The 23,106-nt window shown below is 72.9% G+C and carries 18 protein-coding genes and 1 pseudogene; 10 read left to right on the top strand and 9 right to left on the bottom strand.

What is annotated here, in order from left to right; genetic code table 11:
* Window positions 1–19: 19 nt before the first annotated feature.
* Window positions 20–256 (bottom strand): annotated as a pseudogene (locus ACIRG6_RS30070) (S-(hydroxymethyl)mycothiol dehydrogenase); the annotation flags it as partial.
* A gap of 310 nt (window positions 257–566) precedes the next feature.
* On the bottom strand, window positions 567–1,424 hold the full coding sequence (locus ACIRG6_RS30065) for an IclR family transcriptional regulator (RefSeq protein WP_350724955.1): 858 nt from the start codon (window positions 1,422–1,424) through the stop codon (window positions 567–569).
* Window positions 1,425–1,658: 234 nt separating this feature from the next.
* On the opposite strand from ACIRG6_RS30065, the gene ACIRG6_RS30060 reads away from it, so the two are divergent.
* Both ACIRG6_RS30060 and ACIRG6_RS30055 read left to right on the top strand, forming a co-directional pair.
* Window positions 1,659–1,982, top strand: coding sequence for a bifunctional 3-phenylpropionate/cinnamic acid dioxygenase ferredoxin subunit (locus tag ACIRG6_RS30060; protein WP_239770165.1), 324 nt, complete (start codon window positions 1,659–1,661; stop codon window positions 1,980–1,982).
* Window positions 1,979–3,163, top strand: coding sequence for an NAD(P)/FAD-dependent oxidoreductase (locus ACIRG6_RS30055; RefSeq protein WP_364821409.1), 1,185 nt, complete (start codon window positions 1,979–1,981; stop codon window positions 3,161–3,163). Before ACIRG6_RS30060 ends, ACIRG6_RS30055 begins: the two co-directional genes overlap by 4 nt.
* Before the next feature lie 17 nt (window positions 3,164–3,180).
* On the opposite strand, the gene ACIRG6_RS30050 is transcribed toward ACIRG6_RS30055, so the two are convergent.
* Window positions 3,181–3,723 (bottom strand): hypothetical protein, encoded by a 543-nt coding sequence (locus ACIRG6_RS30050; RefSeq protein ID WP_403325104.1) that lies wholly within the window; start codon window positions 3,721–3,723, stop codon window positions 3,181–3,183.
* A gap of 427 nt (window positions 3,724–4,150) precedes the next feature.
* Here ACIRG6_RS30050 and ACIRG6_RS30045 point away from each other — a divergent pair, with 427 nt between their 5' ends.
* From ACIRG6_RS30045 to ACIRG6_RS30030, 4 genes are read left to right on the top strand one after another with little or no spacing between them, the layout of a single operon-like run.
* Window positions 4,151–7,090 carry a nitrate- and nitrite sensing domain-containing protein gene (locus tag ACIRG6_RS30045; RefSeq protein WP_403325055.1) on the top strand — a complete coding sequence of 980 codons (2,940 nt, stop codon included), beginning with the start codon at window positions 4,151–4,153 and terminating at the stop codon, window positions 7,088–7,090.
* Window positions 7,087–7,521, top strand: coding sequence for a roadblock/LC7 domain-containing protein (locus ACIRG6_RS30040; RefSeq protein ID WP_239770169.1), 435 nt, complete (start codon window positions 7,087–7,089; stop codon window positions 7,519–7,521). The genes ACIRG6_RS30045 and ACIRG6_RS30040 overlap by 4 nt, the downstream gene beginning before the upstream one ends.
* 10 nt (window positions 7,522–7,531) lie before the next feature.
* Window positions 7,532–7,927: a DUF742 domain-containing protein gene (locus ACIRG6_RS30035; RefSeq protein WP_318217686.1), complete on the top strand. Its 396-nt coding sequence runs from the start codon at window positions 7,532–7,534 to the stop codon at window positions 7,925–7,927.
* A gap of 56 nt (window positions 7,928–7,983) precedes the next feature.
* The gene (locus tag ACIRG6_RS30030; RefSeq protein ID WP_189230713.1) at window positions 7,984–8,589 is read left to right on the top strand and encodes a GTP-binding protein; all 606 of its coding nucleotides are present in this window, start codon (window positions 7,984–7,986) and stop codon (window positions 8,587–8,589) included.
* 43 nt (window positions 8,590–8,632) lie between these two features.
* On the opposite strand, the gene glpK is transcribed toward ACIRG6_RS30030, so the two are convergent.
* From glpK to ACIRG6_RS30015, 3 genes are all read right to left on the bottom strand, one after another.
* Window positions 8,633–10,153, bottom strand: a complete 1,521-nt coding sequence (glpK, locus tag ACIRG6_RS30025; RefSeq protein WP_364680755.1) for a glycerol kinase GlpK — start codon at window positions 10,151–10,153, stop codon at window positions 8,633–8,635.
* Between the two features lie 56 nt (window positions 10,154–10,209).
* Window positions 10,210–10,959: an MIP/aquaporin family protein gene (locus tag ACIRG6_RS30020; protein ID WP_364680753.1), complete on the bottom strand. Its 750-nt coding sequence runs from the start codon at window positions 10,957–10,959 to the stop codon at window positions 10,210–10,212.
* Between the two features lie 728 nt (window positions 10,960–11,687).
* Complete coding sequence (locus ACIRG6_RS30015) at window positions 11,688–13,322, bottom strand: GGDEF domain-containing protein (RefSeq protein ID WP_364680750.1); 1,635 nt, start codon at window positions 13,320–13,322, stop codon at window positions 11,688–11,690.
* A 147-nt stretch (window positions 13,323–13,469) separates the two neighbouring features.
* Here ACIRG6_RS30015 and ACIRG6_RS30010 point away from each other — a divergent pair, with 147 nt between their 5' ends.
* Window positions 13,470–14,279, top strand: coding sequence for a M15 family metallopeptidase (locus ACIRG6_RS30010; RefSeq protein ID WP_364821400.1), 810 nt, complete (start codon window positions 13,470–13,472; stop codon window positions 14,277–14,279).
* Window positions 14,280–14,326: 47 nt separating this feature from the next.
* The gene (locus ACIRG6_RS30005; RefSeq protein WP_403325054.1) at window positions 14,327–14,863 is read left to right on the top strand and encodes an NUDIX domain-containing protein; all 537 of its coding nucleotides are present in this window, start codon (window positions 14,327–14,329) and stop codon (window positions 14,861–14,863) included.
* On the opposite strand, the gene ACIRG6_RS30000 is transcribed toward ACIRG6_RS30005, so the two are convergent.
* On the bottom strand, window positions 14,854–17,235 hold the full coding sequence (locus tag ACIRG6_RS30000; RefSeq protein ID WP_403325053.1) for a glycoside hydrolase family 31 protein: 2,382 nt from the start codon (window positions 17,233–17,235) through the stop codon (window positions 14,854–14,856). The genes ACIRG6_RS30005 and ACIRG6_RS30000 overlap by 10 nt on opposite strands.
* A 213-nt stretch (window positions 17,236–17,448) precedes the next feature.
* Here ACIRG6_RS30000 and ACIRG6_RS29995 point away from each other — a divergent pair, with 213 nt between their 5' ends.
* Both ACIRG6_RS29995 and ACIRG6_RS29990 read left to right on the top strand, forming a co-directional pair.
* Window positions 17,449–19,416: an acetoacetate--CoA ligase gene (locus ACIRG6_RS29995; RefSeq protein ID WP_403325052.1), complete on the top strand. Its 1,968-nt coding sequence runs from the start codon at window positions 17,449–17,451 to the stop codon at window positions 19,414–19,416.
* Window positions 19,417–19,534: 118 nt separating this feature from the next.
* Window positions 19,535–20,425 (top strand): hypothetical protein, encoded by an 891-nt coding sequence (locus ACIRG6_RS29990; protein ID WP_403325051.1) that lies wholly within the window; start codon window positions 19,535–19,537, stop codon window positions 20,423–20,425.
* 69 nt (window positions 20,426–20,494) lie between these two features.
* Here the strand turns inward: ACIRG6_RS29990 and ptsP are convergent, their stop codons facing one another.
* Both ptsP and ACIRG6_RS29980 read right to left on the bottom strand, forming a co-directional pair.
* Window positions 20,495–22,165, bottom strand: a complete 1,671-nt coding sequence (gene ptsP / locus ACIRG6_RS29985; RefSeq protein WP_318217678.1) for a phosphoenolpyruvate--protein phosphotransferase — start codon at window positions 22,163–22,165, stop codon at window positions 20,495–20,497.
* 77 nt (window positions 22,166–22,242) lie between these two features.
* Complete coding sequence (locus ACIRG6_RS29980) at window positions 22,243–22,692, bottom strand: PTS sugar transporter subunit IIA (protein ID WP_239770180.1); 450 nt, start codon at window positions 22,690–22,692, stop codon at window positions 22,243–22,245.
* Between the last annotated feature and the right edge of the window lie 414 nt (window positions 22,693–23,106).

Below are 23,106 nucleotides of genomic sequence, written 5' to 3'. Positions count from 1 at the left end.
CCGTCGGTGAGCCGGCCGCTCACAGCACGACCACCGAGCGCAGCACCTCCCCCCGGTCCACCTTGGTGAACGCCTCCTCCACCCGGTCCGGCGCGATGGTCTCCGTGACGAAGGCGCCCGGGTCCAGCGGCCCGTACAGGTACTGGTCGATGAGGAACGGGACGTCACGGCTCGGCGGACAGCCGCCGTACCAGGACGACTTGAGGGCGCCGCCGCGCGAGAACACGTCGATCAGCGGCAGCTCGATCCTCGTCTCCGCCCCCCGGATCCGGTACGACGATCGTCCGCACCTCTACGGGTGCGCCCTTCTTCACCGCGACCACGGCACGGACCTCGTGTGGCACGACAGGCTCCTCTGCTGTTGCGCTTCGCACGATGGGTTGCGTGATGAGGAACATAGTGGGAACGCCACCGAGGGACCGTCAAGAGGTGCGGCTCAACCCTTGGCAAAGGGCGCGCGGTACGGACCACGGCAGAACGCGCCGCGGCGCGGGACCTGGAAGCCCCGGAGAATCCCCGGCCTTCCGGTCCCGCGCCGCGGTCGCGCCCGCCCGGCCCCGGCCGGGTCAGTCGCCGTATCCCATCCGGCGGGAGAGTTCGTCCCCCGCCGCCAGGGCGCGCTTGGCCAGCTCCGGCAGCCGGTCGGGGCTCAACCGGTACACCGGGCCGGAGACGCTGATCGCCGCGATCACCTTGCCGTCGTGCGAACGGACGGGCGCGGCGACGGCGGCGAGGCCGATCTCCAGCTCCTCCTGAGTGATCGCGTACCCCTGCTGGGCCACCGTCTCCAGCTCGCCGCGCAGCGCCGCCGCCCCGGTCACGGTGCGCTCGGTGAACCGGTGCAGCGGGCGGGCCAGCAGGCCCTCGCGCAGGGTGGACGGCAGATGGGCGAGCAGTACCTTCCCGCTGGCGGTGGCGTGCAACGGGGTGCGCCGGCCGAGCCAGTTCTGCGCCGTCACCGAGGCGGTGCCGCGGGCCTGCATGATGTTGACCGCGGCGTCGTCGTCCAGGACGGCGATGTTGGACGTCTCCCCGAGTTCGTCGGCGAGTTCGCGACAGACCGGAACGCCCTCCTGCGAGATGTCCAGACGCACTGCCGCCGCCCCCGCGAGGCGCAGTACGCCGGCGCCCAGGTAGTACTTGCCGCGGTCCTTCTCCTGGGCCACCAGTCCGCGGTTCTCCAGGACGCCGAGCAGCCGGAACGCGGTGGACTTGTGCACGTCCAGCTCGTCGGCGATCTCGGTGACGCCCGCCTCGCCGTGCCGGGCGAGGATCTCCAGCACGCTCACCGCGCGGTCCACCGACTGGACCGAGCCCGCGGCGCCTCTGCCGTTCTGCTTTCCCGAGTGTCCCGGGTGCACCGGTTCCGCCGCGTTCTCCACCTGGTCGTCACCGTGCTCGGACTGCTTCTGCGTGCGGGTCATGGCTCAACTCTCACCACCTGGCGGCCCCGTGCGGACCGCATCTGCGGGAAACCCTTGACGCCGCGGTCGCCCGCCCGGATTCTGTTGCGCACAGCGCTTGTCAGTGCGTCATGTGAAACATCATGTTACCGAAGAGTCCGGATCCCGGAAGGGTGCGCGCCCCGAGCGGAACGCGCCGTCCCCGAGGGCGCGGGTCCCGCGGGAGCCGCGCGTTCCGGACCGAGAGGGGGGCCCATGATTCCCGTCTGCCGCCTCGAAGACCTCCCCGAGGGCGAGTCCGTCCGCATCGCGACGACCCCGCCCATCGCGGTCTTCCGCACCGACGACGGCGAGCTCTACGCCATCGACGACACCTGCACCCACCAGGACGCCTCGCTCTCCGAGGGCTGGCTGGAGGGGTGCCTGGTCGAATGCCCGCTGCACGCCGCCTCGTTCGACCTCCGCACGGGCCTGCCGACCTGCCTGCCCGCCCGCCGCCCCGTGCGCACCCACCGTGTCAGCGTCGACGACGGCGTGGTCCACGTGCATGTCGCCGCGGAGGAGGGGAGCGCCGCATGAGGACCGTGACCGTCGTCGGCGCCTCGCTCTCCGGCCTCTACGCCGCCCGGGAACTGCGCGCCCAGGGATTCGACGGACGGCTGGTGGTCGTCGGCGACGAACCCCACCGCCCCTACGACCGGCCCCCTCTCTCCAAGGACTTCCTCACCGGCCGGGCCGGCGAGGACCAGCTCGCCCTCACCGATGCGGAGGAAACCGCCTCACTGGACGCCGAGTGGCTGCTCGGCGTCCGCGCCCGCGGCCTCGACCCCCGCGGCCGTACCGTGCTCCTCGGCGACGGCCGCACCGTGGCCACCGACGGCGTCGTCATCGCCACCGGCGCCTCGGCCCGGCGTCTGCCCGGTGACAGCCTGGCCGGCGTCCACACGCTGCGTACCCTGGACGACGCCCGCGCCCTGCGCGAGGAACTCACCCGAGGCCCGCGCCGGGTCGTCGTCATCGGCGGCGGGTTCATCGGCGCCGAGACCGCCTCCTCCTGCGCCGCCCTCGGCCACGCCGTCACCGTCGTCGAGGCCGCCCCGCTCCCGCTCGTCGCCCAGCTCGGCACCGAGATGGCCGCCGTGTGTGCCGCGCTGCACCGCCGCGGCGGCGTGGACCTGGTCACCGGGACGTCCGTGGCCGCACTGCACGGAACCGGCGCCGTCACCGCGGTGGCCCTCGCGGACGGCCGCGCCCTCCCGGCGGACGTGGTGGTCGTCGGCATCGGCGCCGCACCCGGCACGAGCTGGCTGGCGGGCTCGTCACTGGCCCTGCAGGACGGCGTCCTGTGCGACGACGGATGTGTCACGGCCCTGCCCGAGGTGGTCGCCGTCGGCGACGTGGCCCGCGTCGGCGGGACGCGCGCGGAGCACTGGACCTCCGCCACCGAACAGCCCCGGGTCGCCGTCACGAACCTGCTCGCCGGGCACACCGTGGAGAGCCTGAGGCCGGTGCCGTACTTCTGGTCCGACCAGTACGGCGCGCGCATCCAGTTCGCCGGCCGGCGTCAGGAGGGTGACACCGTCCGGATCACCGAGGGCGGGCTCACCGGCGGGGCGCCCGCCGAGGACGGCTTCCTCGCCCGTTACGAACGGGACGGCCGTACGACCGCGGTGCTCTCCGTGGACCGGCCGCGCCCTTTCCAGCGGGCCCGGCGCGAACTCGCCCGGACAGCGGCCCCGGCGCAGCCCGCCGCGAGCTGAACGCCCGGTACGGCCGCTCAGGGATGCGACAGCTGCCCCGCGCCACCGCGCCCGCGTATCCGCTCCTGGCCGCGCTCGGCGGTCCGTGCCTGCCGCCGCGCCCGGCGCCGCTCGCGCCGCACGGCCCGCGCGGTGCTGTTCGGCATCGACACCACACCGTGGCGCTGGTTCCAGACCTGACGCGTCACCCACACGTCGAGCACGCCCCACGTGGCCACCACCGTGCCGGCCACGCTGCCGATCACCATCGGGAACGCCAGCCAGGATCCGGCCATCGTGCACAGGAAGGCCACCATCGCCAGGATCAGCGTCACGGCGACGACGAGCACCGCGCGTACCGCGGCCGTACGCACCGGATCCGGCAGCCGGCGTCGCCGCGCGGGCTCGTCCGTCCACAACTGCCGGTAGACCGGCTGCGGTTCGCGCCGTGTCTCCCGCTCCGCCCCCTCAACGGCGCGCCCGGGCGCCGGAATGTCGCGATCCGTCACCCCGGGGCCCGCTCCCGCCGGTCCGGCCGCCCCGGCGTCCCTCGGCGCCCTGCGCCGCTCCGCCGTGCCCATCACCATGTCACTCCCCACCGCCTGCAGACCGCCACCCGCGTCCGAAGACCCGGCTCCCCTCTGGCTGCCCGGCTTGCCTCGCTTTACGCCGCACGGAGGCGGGATGCGGCTCCTGTGGCCGATTCCGCCTCCATCTCCCACAGAGAACGACGAACCACGGCCTGCCAAGATTCCCGGAAGTCCCCCGCAGTCGAAGAATTTCGGCCAATCCGCCCGCCGTGCCCCACGGGCACGGTCCCGCGCCGCCCGCCGGAACCCGGGAGGCAATCTCCCGCAATGACCGGACAACTGACCATCCCCCGCCGCCGGTGCGGAAGTTCGCCTTCCGGACGGGTCTTCGAGTTACCTGTGCGTCGGTAGTAGGCTCGCGCCGTTTGTTGACGCACATGTGTACCCCCTGCCGGTGGGGGTCCAGCTGGGGGAGGCCATGCGCTTTCGCGGGAAGTCCATCCGCCGGAAGATCGTGGCGCTGCTTCTCGTGCCGCTGGTGTCCCTGACCACGATCTGGGCCTTCGCCACGGTGCTCACGGGACGTGAGGCGGGCCGGCTGTTCAACGTGTCGACCCTCGTCGAACAGGTCGGCTACCCCGTCGAGGACACCGTCCGCGTCCTCCAGCAGGAACGCCGCCAGACCCTGGTCCATCTCGCCGACCCACGCGCCTCCGACGGCCTCTCCGCCCTGCACCGCAGTCGCACCGCCACCGACGAGGCCGTCGCCGAGATCCGCCGCAACGCCGAGAACGCCGATGTGCGCGACGCGCTCGGCGCCGCCGAGGACGACCGCCTGACCGCGGTCCTGGACGCCTTCGACGGCATCGACGCCCTGCGCCGCAGCGTCGAGGACGGCACCGTCGACCGCGCACAGGCGCTCGGCCTCTACAACCGCCTGGTCGACCCCTGCCACGCGCTGCTCGCCAACCTGCACGTCGTCGACGACGTCGACCTGGACAAGCAGTACCGCGCACTCGTCAACGTCTCCCGTGCCCGCGAACTGCTCTCCCGCGAGGACGCCCTGCTCGGCTCCGCCCTGGTCACCGGCAGGCTCACCCGGAGCGAGACACGGGACGTCTCGGACCTCGTGGCGCAGCGCACCGTGCTGTACGAGAGCAACCTTCCGCTGCTGCCCGCCACGGAACGCGGCCGGTACGAGCGCTTCTGGAAGAACGCCTCCTCCGCCCCCCTGCGCGTCGCCGAGGAGGCTGCCGTCTCCACCGAGGACGGTCTGCCCCACGGCGTCACCGCCAAGAGCTGGGACACCGCCGCCGGGAGCGTCCTCGACGAGCTCGGGGACCTCGACGACCAGGCCGCCGACCGCTATCAGGACCGCGTCCGGCCGGTCGCGATGAACGTCATCACCAAGGCGGTCGTCGCCGGCGCGCTCGGTCTGGTCGCCGTGCTGTTCTCCCTCTTCCTGTCCGTCCGCGTCGGCCGCGCCCTCATCCGCGACCTCAGGCAGCTGCGCCTGGAGGCCCACGAGGCGTCCGGCGTCCGCCTGCCCAGCGTCATGCGCCGCCTCTCGGCCGGCGAACAGGTCGACGTCGAGACCGAGGTGCCGCGCCTGGAGTACGACAAGAACGAGATCGGCGAGGTCGGCCAGGCCCTCAACACCCTCCAGCGTGCGGCCGTGGAAGCCGCCGTCAAGCAGGCCGAGCTGCGCGCCGGAGTCTCCGAGGTGTTCGTCAACCTCGCCCGCCGCAGCCAGGTCCTGCTGCACAAGCAGCTCACCCTGCTCGACACCATGGAGCGACGTACCGAGGACACCGAGGAACTCGCCGACCTGTTCCGCCTGGACCACCTGACCACCCGCATGCGCCGGCACGCCGAGGGCCTGGTCATCCTCTCCGGCGCCGCCCCGTCCCGGCAGTGGCGCAAGCCGGTCCAGCTCATGGACGTGGTGCGGGCCGCCGTCGCCGAGGTCGAGGACTACGAGCGCATCGAGGTCCGCCGGCTGCCCCGCATCGCCGTCACCGGGCCGGCCGTCGCCGACCTCACCCACCTCGTGGCCGAACTCCTGGAGAACGCCACGGTGTTCTCGCCGCCGCACACCGCCGTGCAGGTCCTGGGGGAGCGGGTCGCCAACGGCTTCACCCTGGATATCCACGACCGCGGCCTCGGCATGGCGGCCGAGGCCCTCCTCGACGCCAACCTCCGGCTCGCCGAGACACCGGAGTTCGAGCTGTCCGACACCGACCGGCTCGGCCTGTTCGTCGTCAGCCGGCTCGCCCAGCGGCAGAACGTCCGGGTCTCCCTCCAGCCCTCCCCGTACGGCGGCACCACCGCCGTCGTCTTCGTCCCCGACGCGCTGCTCACCGACGACGCGCCCGACACCAACGGCGTCGGATTCCGCCTCGACCGGCCGCAGCGCGCCAAGGAGAAGGAGCGGGAGGAGAGCCGCCGTTCCGCCCTCGCCCACGTTCCCGTCCGGCTCCCGGGCCGGCCGGCCCCGCTGCTGGACGGACCGGTCGAACTGGAGGCGCCCGTCGACCTGGACGCCCTCGACGACCTGCCCGGCGGGCTCGGCGACCAGGACAGCGAGCGGGGCGGCCTCTTCCGGTCGCGTCGTTCCCTCACCGCGGCGCAGGACGACCCGGTGATCGGCCGTGGCGAGCGGCGACGCCAGGACACCGAGGGGCCGGAACGCCCGGCCGGCCCGGACCGGTTCCCCGGAGCCTCGGAACGGCACGGAAGCGGGGACCGGCCAGGCGGGCCGGTACGGTCCGGCGGCTCGGAACGGCCCGGTGCCGGGGGCGACCCGAACGCCCCGGTCCCGCTGCCCCGCCGCCGGACGCCCAAGCTGGTCAGCTCGCACGGACGCCCCGTCCCCGAGCGCGGCTCCCGCGACCGTGCGGACGACATGGCCGGGCAGGATGCCGGGAGCCGGACGGACCGGCAGGCGGAACCCGGTGAGGCCCCCGCCCCGCCCCCTGCCACCGACCGCGAGACCGACCGCGAGACCGACCGCGACGCAGGCCGCGAGGCCGGCCGCCCGGAGCCCGACGCGCTGCCGTCCCTCCCGTCCCGCCGCCGCGGCACACCGCTCACGCCCAGCGCTCCGGACGACTCCGCGCCGGGCACCGACGGCAGCGCGCTGCCCCGGCGCGTCCGGCAGGCCAACCTGGCGCCCCAGCTCAAGCGCAGCGCCGAACGGCCCACCGAGGAGAGGTCCGGCCCGGCCGACCGGGACGCCGAGGAGGTGCGCAGCCGCATGGCCTCGCTCCAGCGCGGCTGGCAGCGCGGCCGCAAGGAGAACGCCGCGGGCGACGCCGGTTCCGACGGCACACGACCGGACACATCACGACCACAGACGCCACAAGCGCCGCAGGCACCACAAGCACCACACCGAACGACTAAGGGGGACGGTCGATGACCGCACCGAAGGCGACCGGCCACACCGAGACCAGGTCCGGCGAGCTCAACTGGCTCCTCGACGACCTCGTGGACCGCGTAGCGAGCATCCGCAAGGCCGTCGTCCTGTCCGGCGACGGCCTGGCGACCGGCGCTTCCAAGGACCTGACCAGGGAGGACAGCGAACACCTGGCCGCCGTGGCCTCCGGCTTCCACAGCCTCGCCAAGGGCGTGGGCCGCCACTTCGAGGCGGGCAGCGTCCGGCAGACGGTCGTCGAACTCGACGACGCCTTCCTGTTCGTCACGGCCGCCGGCGACGGCAGCTGCCTCGCCGTCCTGTCGGACGCCGACTCCGACGTCGGCCAGGTCGCCTACGAGATGACCCTCCTCGTCAAGCGGGTCGGCGTGCATCTGGGCACCGCCCCGCGCACCGATCTGCCCTCGGGTGGGTAAGTGGGATGACATGAGCGCAGACGGTCAGGGAACACACCACTGGTTCGACGACGAGGCCGGCCCCGTCGTCCGTCCGTACGCCATGACGCGCGGCCGCACCAGCAGCACGGCCCAGCACCGCCTCGACCTCATCGCGGTGGTGGTCCCGGAACCGCACGCGGACGACCCGGAGGCGGACGTCACGCTCGCCCCGGAGCACGTGGACATCGTCGGCCTGTGCCGGGACACCCCGCAGTCGGTCGCCGAACTCGCCGCCGAACTCGACCTGCCCGTCGGCGTCGTACGCGTCCTGGTCGGGGACCTCGTCGACGCCGAGCTCGTGCACGTGAACCGGCCGGTGCCCCCGGCCGAACTACCGGACGAGAACATCCTGCGCGACGTGATCAACGGCCTGCGCGCACTGTGAAACGGTCTCGTGGGGACGCCGGAGCGGCCCCGCGGGCAGGTAAGGAGAAGAGATCGATGATCTTCGGGCGTTCTCAGCGCGGCAAGCCGCCGGTCGAGCCCGTCACGCTCAAGATCCTCGTGGCCGGCGGCTTCGGCGTGGGCAAGACCACCCTCGTCGGCGCGGTCAGCGAGATCAGACCGCTGCGCACCGAGGAACTGCTCACCGAGGCCGGACGCCCCGTCGACGACGTCAGTGGTGTGGAGGGCAAGCACACCACCACCGTGGCGATGGACTTCGGCCGGATCACGCTGCGCGAGGACCTGGTGCTCTACCTGTTCGGCACCCCCGGGCAGGAGCGGTTCTGGTTCATGTGGGACGAGCTGTCCGAGGGCGCCCTCGGCGCCGTGGTCCTCGCCGACACGCGCCGCCTGGAGGACTGCTTCGCCGCCGTCGACTACTTCGAGCGGCGCTCCATCCCCTTCGTCGTCGGCGTCAACTGCTTCGAGGGCTCGGCCCGCTACCCGGCCGAGACCGTGCGCCAGGCCCTCGACCTCGACACCGACGTGCCGCTGGTGATGTGCGACGCGCGTGACCGGGAGTCGGTCAAGGAGGTCCTCGTCGGCGTCGTCCAGCACGCGATGGCCCAGGCGGCGGACCGGCGCCGGCCCGTCGCCACCTGAACCCGTCCCTCCACGCGCGCGTGCCTACCGCGCCCGCGCGCCCCTAACCGTCGGCGTCCTCCTCCATCCAGCCGAAACTCTTCTCCACCGCCTTGCGCCAGTTGCGGTACTCGCGGTCCCGCACGGACGCGTCCATGGCGGGTGTCCACTCGACGTCCCGCCGCCAGTGCGCCTTGAGTTCGTCGAGGCCGTTCCACACGCCGGTGGCCAGTCCGGCCGCGTACGCCGCACCCAGGCACGTCGTCTCGGAGACCCTCGGCCGGATCACGGGCACGCCGAGCACGTCCGCCTGGTGCTGCATCAGCAGGTGGTTGCGTGTCATGCCGCCGTCGACCTTCAGCGTCGTGATGGGCACCCCGGAGTCCTGGTACATGGCGTCCACGACCTCGCGCGTCTGCCAGCTCGTCGCCTCCAGCACCGCCCGCGCGAGGTGCGCCTTCGTGACGTACCGGGTGAGCCCGGTGACGACTCCGCGCGCGTCGGACCTCCAGTACGGCGCGAACAGTCCGGAGAACGCCGGCACGATGTACGCGCCCCCGTTGTCCTCGACACTCGCCGCCAGCGGCTCGATCTCGTCGGCGGCGCGGATGATGCCGAGCTGGTCGCGGAACCACTGCACCAGCGCGCCGGTGATGGCGATCGACCCCTCCAGGCAGTACACGGGAGCCTCGTCGCCGATCTTGTAGCCCATCGTCGTCAGCAGCCCGTTCTTCGACGGCACTGGCCGGTTCCCGGTGTTGAGCAGCAGGAAGCTGCCCGTGCCGTACGTGTTCTTGGCCGCTCCGACGTCGTAGCAGGCCTGCCCGAACACGGCGGCCTGCTGATCGCCCAGTGCCGAGGCCACGGGCACACCGGCGAGCTGTCCGACGGCGGTGCCGTACACCTCGGCGGAGGACCTGATCTCGGGGAGCACGGCCTCGGGGATGTCCATCGCCGACAGGATCGCCGGGTCCCACTGGAGGGTCTGCAGGTTCATCAGCAGGGTGCGCCCGGCGTTGGTCACGTCGGTGACGTGCCGCCCGCCGTCGGTGCCGCCGGTGAGGTTCCAGATCAGCCAGGAGTCGATGGTGCCGAAGGCGATCTCACCGCGCTCCGCCCGGGCCCGCAGACCCGGCACGTTGTCGAGCAGCCAGGCGGCCTTCGGCCCGGAGAAGTAGCTGGCCAGCGGCAGCCCGGTCTGTTCGCGGAAGCGGTCCTGCCCGTCCGTGCCGCCCAGTTGGCCGCACAGGGCCGCGGTGCGGGTGTCCTGCCAGACGATGGCGTTGTGCACCGGCTTGCCGGTCGCGCGGTCCCACAGCACCGTGGTCTCGCGCTGGTTGGTGATGCCGAGCGCGCTGAGCCGGTCGGCGCGCAGTCCCGCCTTGGCGAGCGCCCCGGCGACCACGGCCTGCACCTTGGACCAGATCTCGGTGGCGTCGTGCTCGACCCACCCGGGCCTGGGGAAGATCTGGCGGTGTTCGCGCTGGTCGACGGCGACCATCGCGCCGTCCTGGTCGAAGATGATGCAGCGGCTGGAGGTGGTGCCCTGGTCGATCGCGGCGACGTACTTCGCGTGCTCCGTCATGGCCATCCCTTGGGCTGGGTTCAGAGGACTGCTGGGGCCGTTGCCCGTGCCGTGGGTCAGAAGGCGACGTTGTAGAGAAGACCGGCGAGCGCCCCGCCGATCAACGGGCCGGCCACCGGGATCCAGGCGTAACCCCAGTCGGACGTGCCCTTGTTCGGTATCGGCAGGAAGGTGTGCACGATGCGCGGGCCGAGGTCGCGCGCCGGGTTGATCGCGTAGCCGGTCGGCCCGCCGAGCGACAGTCCGATGCCGACGACGAGCAGGGAGACGATCAGCACCAGCGTCCCGGACTCGCCGAGCCCCTCGGTCAGCCCGAACGCGAGGATCGGCAGCACGAGCCCCACGGTCGCGATGATCTCGGTGACCAGGTTGGCGACCGGGTGCCGGATCTCCGGGATGGTGGAGAAGATCCCGAGGGTCGGCACCGGCTCGTCCTCCGTGCCCTCCGTCGTGCCCGTCCTGCGCACGTTGGCCTGGAACTGGGCGAAGTAGGTGAGGTAGCACAGGACGGCACCGATCATGGCGCCGACGAGCTGGCCCAGCAGGTAGACCCAGACCTTGCCCCACTCACCGGTGTCGATGGCGATCCCGATGGTGACGGCGGGGTTCAGATGCCCGCCGGAGAGCGGGGCGGCGGTGTACGCGCCCGCCAGCACACCGAACCCCCAGCCGAACGCGATCACCACCCATCCCGCGGCCCGCGCCTTGCTGTACCTGAGCGTGACGGCGGCGCAGACCCCCGCGCCGAAGAGGATGAGGATCGCCGTGCCGATCGTCTCGCCGACGAAGATGTCTCCATTGCTCATGGCGGCTCCTAGGCCCTGGTCCCCGAAAGCAGGGTGGTGCGGCGTGCGAATCCCGTGGCGTCTTCCGCCGGAGGCAGGGGCCACGCGTGCCGTCGCAGTCGAACCGCCCGTGGGGGGAGTGGGCCTCGAGGCGCAGGGGCCCGCCCGGCGCGCACCGGAATGCGCCGAGATGTACGGCGATGTCGACCGACACCGGAAGTGTCGACCGGCACCCGGGGAGCGTCAAGGCAGCCGACGGCAACGGTTCGGCACCCGCCGGCCGGCGCCCCGACCGTCACGCGGCCGGAGCACCCCGCCGATCACCGGCCGCCCACAATCCCGCGCCCACGACAGGGGACGGACACCGGGCAACACCACCCCGCGGGCACACCCCCGACCCGCGAGGGCCCCCGACTGCCGCCCTGGCTCCTGCCCGTCCATCCGCCGGCCCGCGCACGCCTCCAACTGCCGCCCGGCGCCTGCCGGTTCCTCTGCCGGTGCCCAAGGGCCCGCTCACCCCCGGACCGCCGCCCTGACTCCTGCCCGTCCATCCGCCGGCCCGCGCACGCCCCCGACTGCCGCCCCGCCGCCTGCCGGTTCCTCTGCCGGTGCCCAAGGGCCCGCTCACCCCCGGACCGCCGCCCCGGCTCCCGCCCGTCCCGCTGCCTCCGACTGCCCGTTCCCCGGCCGGCACCCAGAGGCAGCGCCGTACGCCCCCCGCGACCCCTGCTCCGCGCCGCCGCCGTCCCTCACCCCGCCGACGCCGGCGCCCGCACCGAGCCGCGCCGTACCTCGTGCCCCGGCACACCGGCCCGCCCCAGTACCCAACTCGCCCCGCACAGCGCCTTCGCCGCCTTCTTCAGCGGGGCCAGACAGGCCGCGGCCCGCCGATGGTCCGGCACACTGCCCGGCGCGCACACGACCGTCGCCAGGGACAGCGTCACGGGCCGGCCGCCCGCCGACCACGCCGCGCCCAGCAGGCGGTCGGCCAGCGGATCCAGCTCCTCCGGCACGGCGAGCACCAGGAAGTCGTCGCCGCCGATGTGCCCCACGCGCGTGGCCCCCGACGCCTCCTGCTGCAGCGCCCGTCCGACCGCCCGGATCAGCTCGTCGCCCGCCGCGAACCCGGCCCCGTCGTTGACCCGTTTGAAGTCGTCCACGTCGAGCCAGCTCAGCGCGAACGGCCGGCCGTCCGCGATCCACCGGTCCACCTCACCGGTGAGCGCGTCCGAACCCGGCAGCCGGGTCAGCGGATTGAGCCCGGCCGCCTCCTCCACCCGGCTCTCGGCCAGCGCCCGCACGAGATCCGCGAGCCGTACGACGCCCACGCACCGTCCGTGCGTGTCGACCACGGCCACGTCGTCCGACGTGCGCCCGGGACCGCCGACCGCCACGACGTCCAGGACCTCCCAGGCCGTGGCGCCCACGCCCACCGTCCGCGGCGGGTCACCGAGCTTCGCGGCGGGCCGGTCGGCGTACAGGGCGTGCCCGTAGCGCCCCGACATGGACAGCAGGAACCGGGACCGGTGCACCGACCGCACCGGAACCCCGTCCCGGTCCACGAGCAGCACCCCGGACACGTCCGGTGCCCCGGTCAGCAGCGCGCGCACCTGCCCGGCGGAGGCGGTCGCGGGCAGCAGCGCGGCCGGGCGGACGAACTCCCGCACCGACGGCCCCGACCGCGAGACCGGCGGCAGGCCGGCGCCGCCCGGGTTCCGCGGCGGCACGTACACGTCCGCCGCCGGCAGCCGCGCGGGCGGCGCGAACAGATGGCCCTGCGCCAGTTGCGCCCCGGCCGACCGCGCGGCGGCGCACTGCAGCTCCGTCTCCACGCCCTCGACGCACAGCAGCGCCCCCAGTCCGTCGCACAGCGTCCGCGCGGCCCGGACGGCCGCGGGCCGCGCCGGCAGCGACGCGTCGAGCTTCACCAGCTCCGGCGCCATGTCCGCCAGCAGCCGCAGCGGCACGTCACCGTCGCCGACACCGTCCGCACAGATCCGGAAACCCTGCTCCCGCAAGGCCGCCACCGCCTCCAGCAGCGCCCGGTGCGGTACGTGCGTGTACGGCGGCCCGATGTCGATCGTCACCTCCCACGGCAGGCGTCCCGACTCCCGCACGGCGTCGTGCAACAGGCGGAGACCGCCGAGATCGGCGAGCGTGCCGGCGAACACGTTGACGTGCAGCGGCAGCAGCGTCTCCTTCCGCACCGCCGCGCGGAACGCCGCCACCGCGAGCCGGCCGTCGAGTCCGGGATTGCGGCGGGCCTCGGCCAGCACGTCCCCGGTCTCCGGGCGGGCGAGTATCTCCAGCGCCGCGACCCCGCCGGTCATCAGGTTGACCACCGGTTGGAAGGCGAAGCGGAGAGTATCCGTCCAGGAGCGCACGCGAGCATGATGGCGCCACCGGCGTCCGCCCAGGCCCAGTTCATGCGACGTTCACGTAGGATTCCGAACCGGTCACGCAGCGTGCCGGCGCAAGTGATCGTCCGACCGCTTCCCTCGCGGGACCCCCGCCTGATAGATGCAGGGAACATGACACGACTCTCCACCGCCGTACGCGGACTGGTCACCACCGTCGCCGCCCTGCTGGCCGTGACCACCGCCCCCGCCACCGCCCAGGCCGGCCCCGAACCCAAGGCGCCCGAGGACTTCGTGGCCCTGAGAAGCGTCGACCCCACGATCCTCCAGGACATGCGCTACGCCACCCCGCACAACTTCGTCGGCGAGCGCATCGACGGCTACCGCCAGTCCCTGTGCATCCTCACCCGCCCCGCGGCCCAAGCCCTCCACCGGGCCCAGACCCGGCTGCTGAGCCAGGGCTACTCCCTCAAGGTGTACGACTGCTACCGGCCGCAACGCGCCGTCGACCACTTCGTCCGGTGGGCCGAGGACCTCGACGACCAGAGGATGAAGGCCGAGTTCTACCCGAACGTCGACAAGACCCGCCTGTTCGACGACGGTTACATCGCCGAGAAGTCCGGCCACAGCCGCGGCTCGACCATGGACCTCACGATCGTGAAGCTCCCGGCGAAGCCCACCCGCCCGTACCACCCGGGACAGCCACTGGTGCCCTGTTTCGCACCCCAGCAGGAACGCTTCCCCGACAACTCCGTCGACATGGGCACCGGCTACGACTGCTTCGACACCCTCTCGCACACCCTCGACCCCCGCGTCCAGGGCGCCCAGCGCGCCAACCGGCTGCTGCTGAAGTCCACCCTGGAGGACGCCGGACTCGTCAACCTCCCCGAGGAGTGGTGGCACTTCACCTACAAGCCCGAGCCCCACCCGGACACCTACTTCGACTTCCCGGTCTCCGCGACGTCACTGTCCGGCCGCCACTGAGCCGCCCGCCGGAGCCGCCCCCTCCGTGATCGGATACAGTCCGCCGCGTGTCCGAAACTCATACCTCCGTTCCCAACTCCGCGCCGGGCTCCCATTGTTCGCGCTGCGGAACGCCCTACGGAGAGGGCGTCTCCGGCTGGCCCCGCACCTGCCCGGCGTGCGGCACCACCGCCTACCGCAACCCGCTGCCGGTAGCGGTCGCCCTCCAGCCCGTGTACGACACCAAGGGCACCGCCCTGGTCGTCATCACCCGAACCGTGACCCCCGCGCTCGGGGGCGTCGCCCTGCCCGGCGGCTACATCGACGACCGGGAGGACTGGCGGCAGGCCGTCGTCCGCGAACTCAAGGAGGAGACGGGCATCGACGCGGCGAGCCGCGACGTACGGCTCGCCGACGCCATGAGCTCGCCCGACGGCCACCTGCTGCTCTTCGGACTCCTCCCGGAGCGGCCCGCCGAGAGCCTCCCGCCGTCCGCCGCCACCGACGAGACCGAGGGATGGCACCTCCTGCGCCGGGCCGAGGAACTCGCCTTCCCCCTCCACACCCGGGCCGCGCGCGCCTTCTTCGAAGGCCGCTACATCTGAGCCGAGAACTCAGCCAGCCCACGGACGCGCACCGGGCGGGACGGCGCACTCACGCCGTCCTCTCCCTCCCGCTCCACCACCACCCGCCGGCCCTCCCAGCGGACCGCGTACCGCTCGGTCGCCGGCTCCTCCCAGCCGTCCCCCGCGTCCGGCACGACCAGCCCGCCCCCGGCCCGGCCCCGGGCGGGCGCCCACACCTCCAGCTCCACCCCGCCGCCCTCCCCACGCACCGGAACCACCGCCCCCGCCCGCGCGAACACCGGAATCCGGCCCGGCGGAGCCTCGACGAGCACCTGCCCCGGCCCCTCGTACGCCCGCTCCGTCACCGTGTCGTACCAGCGCCCCCGCGGCAGGAGCACCGCCCGCCCGTCCGCGCCGGGGTCCAGCACCGGCGCCACCAGCAGGCAGTCGCCCAGCAGAAACGCGTCCTCGCAGTCCCGCAAGGCCCGCTCCTCCGGCGCCGACCACCACAACGGCCGCACCCACGGCGCACCCGTACGCCGGGCCAGATGCGCCAGCGTCACGAAGTACGGCAACAGCCGCCGCCGCTCCACCAACGCCGCGCGCACGTGCTCCAGCACCTCCGCCCCGAACTCCCACGGCTCCCGGAACCCCGCGCGCGCACCCCCGTACGTACGGAACAGCGGCAGATACGCGGCCAGCTGGAACCACCGCAGATACAGCTCCGGCGACGGGCTCCTCCCGGACCCGCCCACGTCCGGGCCCGAGTACGGCACCCCGCACAGCCCGAGCCCCATCACCAGCGCCAGCGACGCCCGCAGCCCCGGCCAGCCGGAAGCCGGCTCCCCGGTCCACGCACCGCCGTACCGCTGCATCCCGGCCCACCCCGAGCGCGACAGGACGAACGGCCGCTCCTCGGGCACCAGCTCCCGCAGACCCTCGTACCCGGCCCTGGCCATGCACAGCGCGTACACGTTGTGCGCCTCCCGATGGTCACCGCCGCGCCCCTCCAGCCGGTGCCGCGCCGAACGGGGCAGCGTCGGCTCCCCGAACGCGGCGAACGACACCGGCTCGTCCCGGTCGTGCCAGAACCCGGCGAACCCCCGCTCCAGCCGCTCCGCGCAGAGCCCGCCCCACCACGCCCGCACGCGCGCGTCGGTGAAGTCCGGGAACACCACCTCCCCGGGCCACCCCACACCCCGCACCACCGGCCCGGCGGCGCCCCGCACGAACACGTCCGCGTCCGCCCCGCTGTCGTACGCGGCATGCCCGGACACGGCCGGGACCCCGGGATCGACGACCGACACCAGCCGTATCCCGTCCCGCCGCAGCTCCTCGGCGAGCACCGGCAGCTTCGGGAACCGCTCCTCGTCCACGGTGAACACCTGGCGGGCGTCGAGATGGTCGACGTCCAGATGCACGGCGTCCAGCGGCAGCTCACGCTCCTGGTAGCCGGCGACGACCCGCCGCAGCTCCTGCTCGTCGCCGAACTCACGCCGCCCGTGATGGTGACCGAGCGCCCACGCGGGCGGCAGCGCCGGAGCACCGGTCAGCGAAGCCCAGGTGAGCAGCACGCGCGCGGGGGCCCCCACCACGACCCAGCAGCGCAGCGGCCCCCCGTCCATCCGCAGCACACTCCTGCCCGGCCGGTCGTGCCCCGACCCCGCACCCTCCTCGCCCTCCCGCAAGGTCACCGAGCCGTCCCACGCGTTGTCGTGGAACACCAGGTGCGTCCCCGCGTCGGCCACCACCAGCTGCACCGGCATCGTCACGGACGCCGGGGCATCACCCCGAGCGGAGCCCGCCGGGCCGGGACCCGTGTTCCACAGCCGGTACGTGCCGTCGCGCAGCCGGGGCCCCGAGGCCCGCCCGCCCAGCCCGAAGAACCGGGCGTCCGCCGCCACCTCCGACCGCTGCGTCCAGCGCGCGGGACCACCGCCCGCCGGCTCCCACCACCGGGGAGGCAGCTCACGGCGCAGGACCACACCCCCCGGAGTACGCACCTCCACCGCGCCGTGCCGCGACACGGCCACCGTCACCCGCTCGGCCACCACCCGCCGGCCACCGTCCTTGTCCGGCTCCAGCACCGCCCTCGGATCCGGCTCCGGACAGCGGCCCGCCAACGCGTACGACGGCTCCGGAGCCGCCCCGTCCCAGCCCCAGAACACCGCCCCGTTCACGGCGACGAGGATCCGCAGCTCAGAACGGCCGAACCGGATCACGCCGCCCCCGGGCCCGGGCTCCACCTCCCGCATCACCCCCGGCACCCTCGCCCGCTCCGCCCCACGCGGCGGCAGCCCCGCGGCGTCCGCACGCCGCCTGCGCCACGCCGCCCGTACGGTACGCAACCCCTGCGCCGGCCCCGCAGAACCGAACACCTTCATCGAACGCACCAGGTCACGACCGTCCATGCCGCTCACCCTGCCACCGACCGCCCTCCGCGGGGGCCGCGTTCAACTGCCGTTCACCCGTGACAGGACCACATCCTCACGACACCGACTATGTGGGACGCACCCTGGTGCGGGAGTCGATCACATGGCATCGTCCGTGTCAGCCGCGTCACGCGCACACCCCAGCCCGTGCGCGGAGGACGCACACGACGCGCACAGTCCGGGAGCCGCCCCATGCCGACCACGAACCTCCAGCCGCTCTGGCAGCCCGATCCGCAGCGCATCGCGCAGGCACGGATCACCAGGTTCCAGACCTGGGCGGCCGAACACCACGGCGCCCCCGCCGAGGGCGGATACGCCGCCCTGCACCGCTGGTCCGTCGACGAGCTGGACACCTTCTGGAAAGCCGTCACGGAATGGTTCGACGTCCGCTTCTCGACCCCCTACGCGCGCGTACTCGGCGACCGCTCGATGCCCGGCGCCCAGTGGTTCCCCGGCGCCACCCTGAACTACGCCGAGCACGCCCTGCGCGCCGCGGCCACCCGCGCGGACGAGCCGGCCCTCCTGTACGTCGACGAGAGCCACGAGACGACCCCCGTCACCTGGGCGCAGCTGCGCCGTCAGGTCGGCTCCCTCGCCGCCGAACTGCGCGCCCTCGGCGTCCGCCCCGGCGACCGCGTCAGCGGCTACCTCCCGAACATCCCCCAGGCCGTCACGGCCCTCCTCGCCACCGCCGCCGTCGGTGCCGTCTGGACCTCCTGCGCCCCCGACTTCGGCGCCCGCAGCGTCCTTGACCGCTTCCAGCAGGTCGAACCGGTCGTCCTGTTCACCGTCGACGGCTACCGCTACGGCGGCAAGGAACACGACCGCCGCGACACCGTCGCCGAACTGCGCCGCGAACTGCCCACACTGCGCGCCGTGGTCCACATCCCGCTCCTCGGCACCGACACCCCCGAGGGAGCACTCGCCTGGGACGCCCTCACGGCCGCGGACACGGACCCCGTCTTCGAGCAGGTCCCCTTCGACCACCCCCTGTGGGTGCTCTACTCCTCCGGCACCACCGGCCTGCCCAAGGCGATCGTCCAGTCCCAGGGCGGCATCCTCGTCGAGCACCTCAAGCAGCTCGGCCTGCACTGCGACCTCGGACCCGAGGACCGCTTCTTCTGGTACACGTCGACCGGCTGGATGATGTGGAACTTCCTCGTCTCCGGCCTGCTCACCGGCACCACGATCGTCCTCTACGACGGCAGCCCCGGCTTCCCCGGCACGGACGCCCAGTGGCGCATCGCCGAACGCACCGGCGCCACCCTCTTCGGCACCTCCGCCGCCTACGTCATGGCCTGCCGCAAGGCGGACGTCCACCCGGGCCGCGACCTGGACCTCTCCAGGATCGAGTGCGTCGCCACCACCGGCTCCCCGCTCCCGCCCGACGGCTTCCGCTGGCTGCACGACGAGGTACGCGAGGACCTGTGGATCGCCTCCGTCAGCGGCGGCACCGACGTGTGCTCCTGCTTCGCGGGCGCCGTCCCCACCCTCCCCGTGTACATCGGCGAGCTCCAGGCCCCCGGCCTGGGCACCGACCTCCAGTCCTGGGACCCGCACGGCGAACCCCTCACCGACGAGGTCGGCGAGCTCGTCGTCACCAACCCCATGCCCTCGATGCCGGTCCGCTTCTGGAACGACCCCGACGGCAGCCGCTACCACGACAGCTACTTCGACACCTACCCCGGCGTCTGGCGGCACGGCGACTGGATCACCCTCACCCCACGCGGCTCCGTCATCATCCACGGCCGCTCCGACTCCACCCTCAACCGGCAGGGCGTCCGCATGGGTTCGGCCGACATCTACGAGGCCGTCGAACGCCTCCCCGAGATCAGGGAGTCCCTCGTCATCGGCGTCGAACAGCCCGACGGCGGCTACTGGATGCCCCTCTTCGTGCACCTGGTCCCCGGCGCCGCACTCGACGACGCCCTGCGGACGCGGATCAAGCAGACCATCCGCGAGCAGCTCTCCCCGCGCCACGTTCCGGACGAGATCATCGAGGTGCCGGGCGTCCCGCACACCCTCACCGGCAAGCGCATCGAGGTCCCCGTCAAGCGACTCCTCCAGGGCACCCCGCTGGAAAAGGCCGTCAACCCCGGCTCCATCGACAACCTCGACCTGCTCCACTTCTACGAAGACCTCGCCCGCAAACGCGCCTGACCAAGTCCTCGGCAAGCCGGCCGTCCGCACGACGGCGGCCGGCCCGCGCGCCCGCCCCGTTGTCAGTGCCGCCGGTTACGGTGAGTGAGCATTGATCGACTGCGCACAGGGGGAAGACATGGCGCACACCGACCAGACGATGCGACGCGTCCTGCGCCGCGAAATCGCCGGCACCATCGGACTGCTCACCGACGAGCACGACTTCCGCGCCATGCGGCGCTACCGCAGCTTCACCTTCGACGACCACGCCGCCTACCTCAGGCAGGTGGAAGCCCTGCTCAGGACACGCGCCTCCCAGGGCACCCACACCACGATCGCCCTCTTCGACCCCGAGGACTACGCCGAGTTCTGCTCGACGGCCGGCCTCGACCCCGACCTCCCCGCCACCCGCACCCGGTTCACCGCGGAACTCGCCGCCCACGGCCCCACCGTCCCCTACGACGGACAGCCCCTCGCCGACCTCGTCCCCACTCTCGTCGACGAAGCCGTCCGCCAGGCCACCTGGGAGTACGCGTCCACCCTGCTGGCCCGCCTCGGCACCTGCGCCACCTGCGGCGAGGACCTCGGCCGCGCCGCGTTCACCCGCGCCTCACGCCTGCTCGCGCGCATCCTCGAAACCGCACCGCCGGGCCACCGGCACCTGGTCTGCAGCGTTTCGACCACACCGGAAGCCCTCACCTCCGTCCTCCACGCCGACGCCGACACCGAAGGCGCCGTACAGCTGGACGAAGCCGACGCCCTGGAATTCACCGCCGTCCTGGCCCTCGGCCTCGCCACCCACACCCCCGGCGGCCTGGTCATGCGGACCAGCGCCCCCGGCAGCCCCGACCGCATCTACGGCTGGCGCCTGCGCGGATACGGCCTCGCCCCCCTCACCGCCGGCGAGGTCTTCGACGCCTACTGCACCGACATCGAGTCCGGCGATCTCATCTCCCCGGAGTCCAACGTCGACTACGGCGCGCCCCCCGACCTCGGAGACGACATCCCCGCGCCGGGTCACCACCACTGAACGCGAGGGGCGCCCCACCCGAAGGTGGAGCGCCCCTCACACAGTGACGGCAACGGCCTCGCCGGGCCCCTACTCGCCGGACAGCACCGCCTGCGCCGCGTTGCGCGCCTCCTCGGCACTGTCCGCCGCGCGAGCGGCCGCCGCGGCCCGCTCGCACTGCGCCAGCGTGAACTTCGCCAGCGTCGCCCGCACATAGGGGAGCGACGCCGCACCCATGGACAAAGAGGTGACGCCCAGACCGGTCAGCACACACGCGAGCAGCGGGTCCGACGCGGCCTCACCGCAGACGCCGCAGCTCTTGCCCTCGGCCTTCGCCGCGTCGGCGGCCAGCGCGACCAGGTCGAGCAGCGCGGGCTGCCACGGGTCCTGCAGCCGCGACACCGCACCCACCTGACGGTCGGCGGCGAACGTGTACTGCGCGAGGTCGTTCGTCCCCAGCGACAGGAACTCGACCTCCTGAAGGATCGAACGCGCCCGCAGCGCGGCCGACGGAATCTCCACCATCGCACCGAACTTCGCCCGCAGCCCGGCCTCACGGCACGCGTCCGCGAAGGCCTTGGCGTCCGCACGGTCCGCGACCATCGGGGCCATGACCTCGAGGTGGACCGGCAGCCCCTCCGCGGCCTTCGCCAGCGCCGTGAGCTGCGTACGCAGCACCTCCGGGTGGTCGAGCAGCGTCCGCAGACCCCGCACGCCCAGCGCCGGGTTCGGCTCGTCGGCCGGGGTGAGGAACTCCAGCGGCTTGTCCGCGCCCGCGTCCAGCACCCGTACGACGACCCGGCCCTCCGGGAAGGCCTCCAGCACCTGCCGGTAGGCGGTGACCTGCTTCTCCTCGGACGGCGCGTTCTTGCTGTCGTCGAGGAAGAGGAACTCGGTACGGAACAGGCCGACGCCCTCCGCGCCCGCCTCCACCGCGGCGGGCACATCGGCGGGACCACCGACGTTGGCCAGCAGCGGCACCTTGTGACCGTCGGACGTCGCACCCGGCCCGGTCGAGGCGGCCAGCGCGGCCTTGCGCTCGGCGGCCTCCGCCTCCATCCGCGCCTTCTTCTCCGCGCTGGGGTTCACGAAGATCTCGCCGGTGCTGCCGTCCACCGCGATCACGGTGCCCTCGGGAAGCTCACCGGCACCCGGCAGCGCCACCACGGCCGGCACGCCCAGCGCCCGCGCCAGAATCGCGCTGTGGCTGGTCGGCCCGCCCTCCTCGGTGACGAAGCCGAGCACCAGCGTCGGGTCGAGCAGTGCTGTATCGGCCGGCGCCAGGTCACGCGCGATGAGCACGTACGGCTCGTCACTGTCCGGCACACCCGGCATCGGCACCCCGAGCAGACGGGCGACGATACGGTTCCGCACGTCGTCGAGGTCCGCGACGCGGCCGGCCAGGTACTCACCGGCACCGGCCAGCAGGGCACGGTACGCCGCGAAGGCGTCGTACACCGCGCGCTCCGCCGTGCTGCCCACGGCGATCCGCCGCTCCACGTCCGCCATCAGCTCGGGATCCTGGGCCATCATGGCCTGTGCCTCGAGCACCGCCTGGGCTTCGCCCCCCGCCAGGTTGCCGCGCGCCATCAGGTCGGCCGCCACAGCCTCCACGGCCTTGCGGGCGCGCCCCTGCTCACGCTCCGCGTCCTCCGCCGGGATCTGCTTGGCAGGCGGTTCGAGCACCGCCGTCCCCATGTGCCGAACCTCGCCGATCGCCACACCGTGGCTCACACCGACGCCTCGCAGCGTTGTCTCCATCTCACCCGTCCCGATAATGCGGCGGGTCCCGCCGCCGCGGTGGTTGTCCTACCAGCCGTCCTACGACGGCGTTGTCGTCACTTCCAGAGGAAGAGACTCTCGCCGGCCTTCACTTCGCCGTCCTCACGGAGATCGACGAGTGCCTCGGCCGTCGCCTCGAGGGCCACGATCGGACAAACCGGCGACTTGCCCGCGGCCTCGACGGCCGACGGGTCCCAGCGCACCACGGCCTGGCCGCGTACGACGGTGTCTCCCTTGTTCACCAGCAGCTCGAAGCCCTCGCCGTTCAGCTGCACGGTGTCGATGCCGAGATGGGTCAGCACACCGTGACCACTGTCGTCGACCACGACGAACGCGTGCGGGTGCAGGGAGACGATGACCCCGTCCACGGGAGAGACGGCCTCGGACGGCTCCCGAACGGGGTCGATGGCGGTACCCGGGCCGACCATGGCCCCGGAGAAGACCGGATCCGGCACGGCGGCCAGTCCGATGGCGCGTCCTGCAAGCGGGGACGAGACGGTGGTCATGGGAAGCCTCCCAGTGATGGAGATCTGTACGGGCCGTCACTGCCTGTCCCGGACGGCACACTGATCAGCAGGGTATGTCATAGGAAGTACCGGTTCCGCACGTGTGTTCCGAATAGAGGTCTAGACCACAGTCCTCAGTGATTTGCACCCGTTCTGCGGGCCCGTGTAGAGTCCTGACTCCTGCCGAGGACGAGCGGCCCCGTGCTGGCGTGCTTGTCGGGCAGGCACCCAACTCATCAGATCCTATCTTCGGATCGCCTTCTGCGTGCCCGCGGAACGGTGGTCAGAGGGACCGGAAAAGCCTGATAGTGTTGGAAACACCGAAGGGAAGCGCCCGGAGGAAAGCCCGAGAGGGTGAGTACAAAGGAAGCGTCCGTTCCTTGAGAACTCAACAGCGTGCCAAAAGTCAACGCC

The organism is Streptomyces flaveolus (genome assembly GCF_044765825.1).
GTDB classification, from domain to species: domain Bacteria; phylum Actinomycetota; class Actinomycetes; order Streptomycetales; family Streptomycetaceae; genus Streptomyces; species Streptomyces flaveolus.
This window is presented reverse-complemented; position numbering and strand designations above follow the sequence as displayed.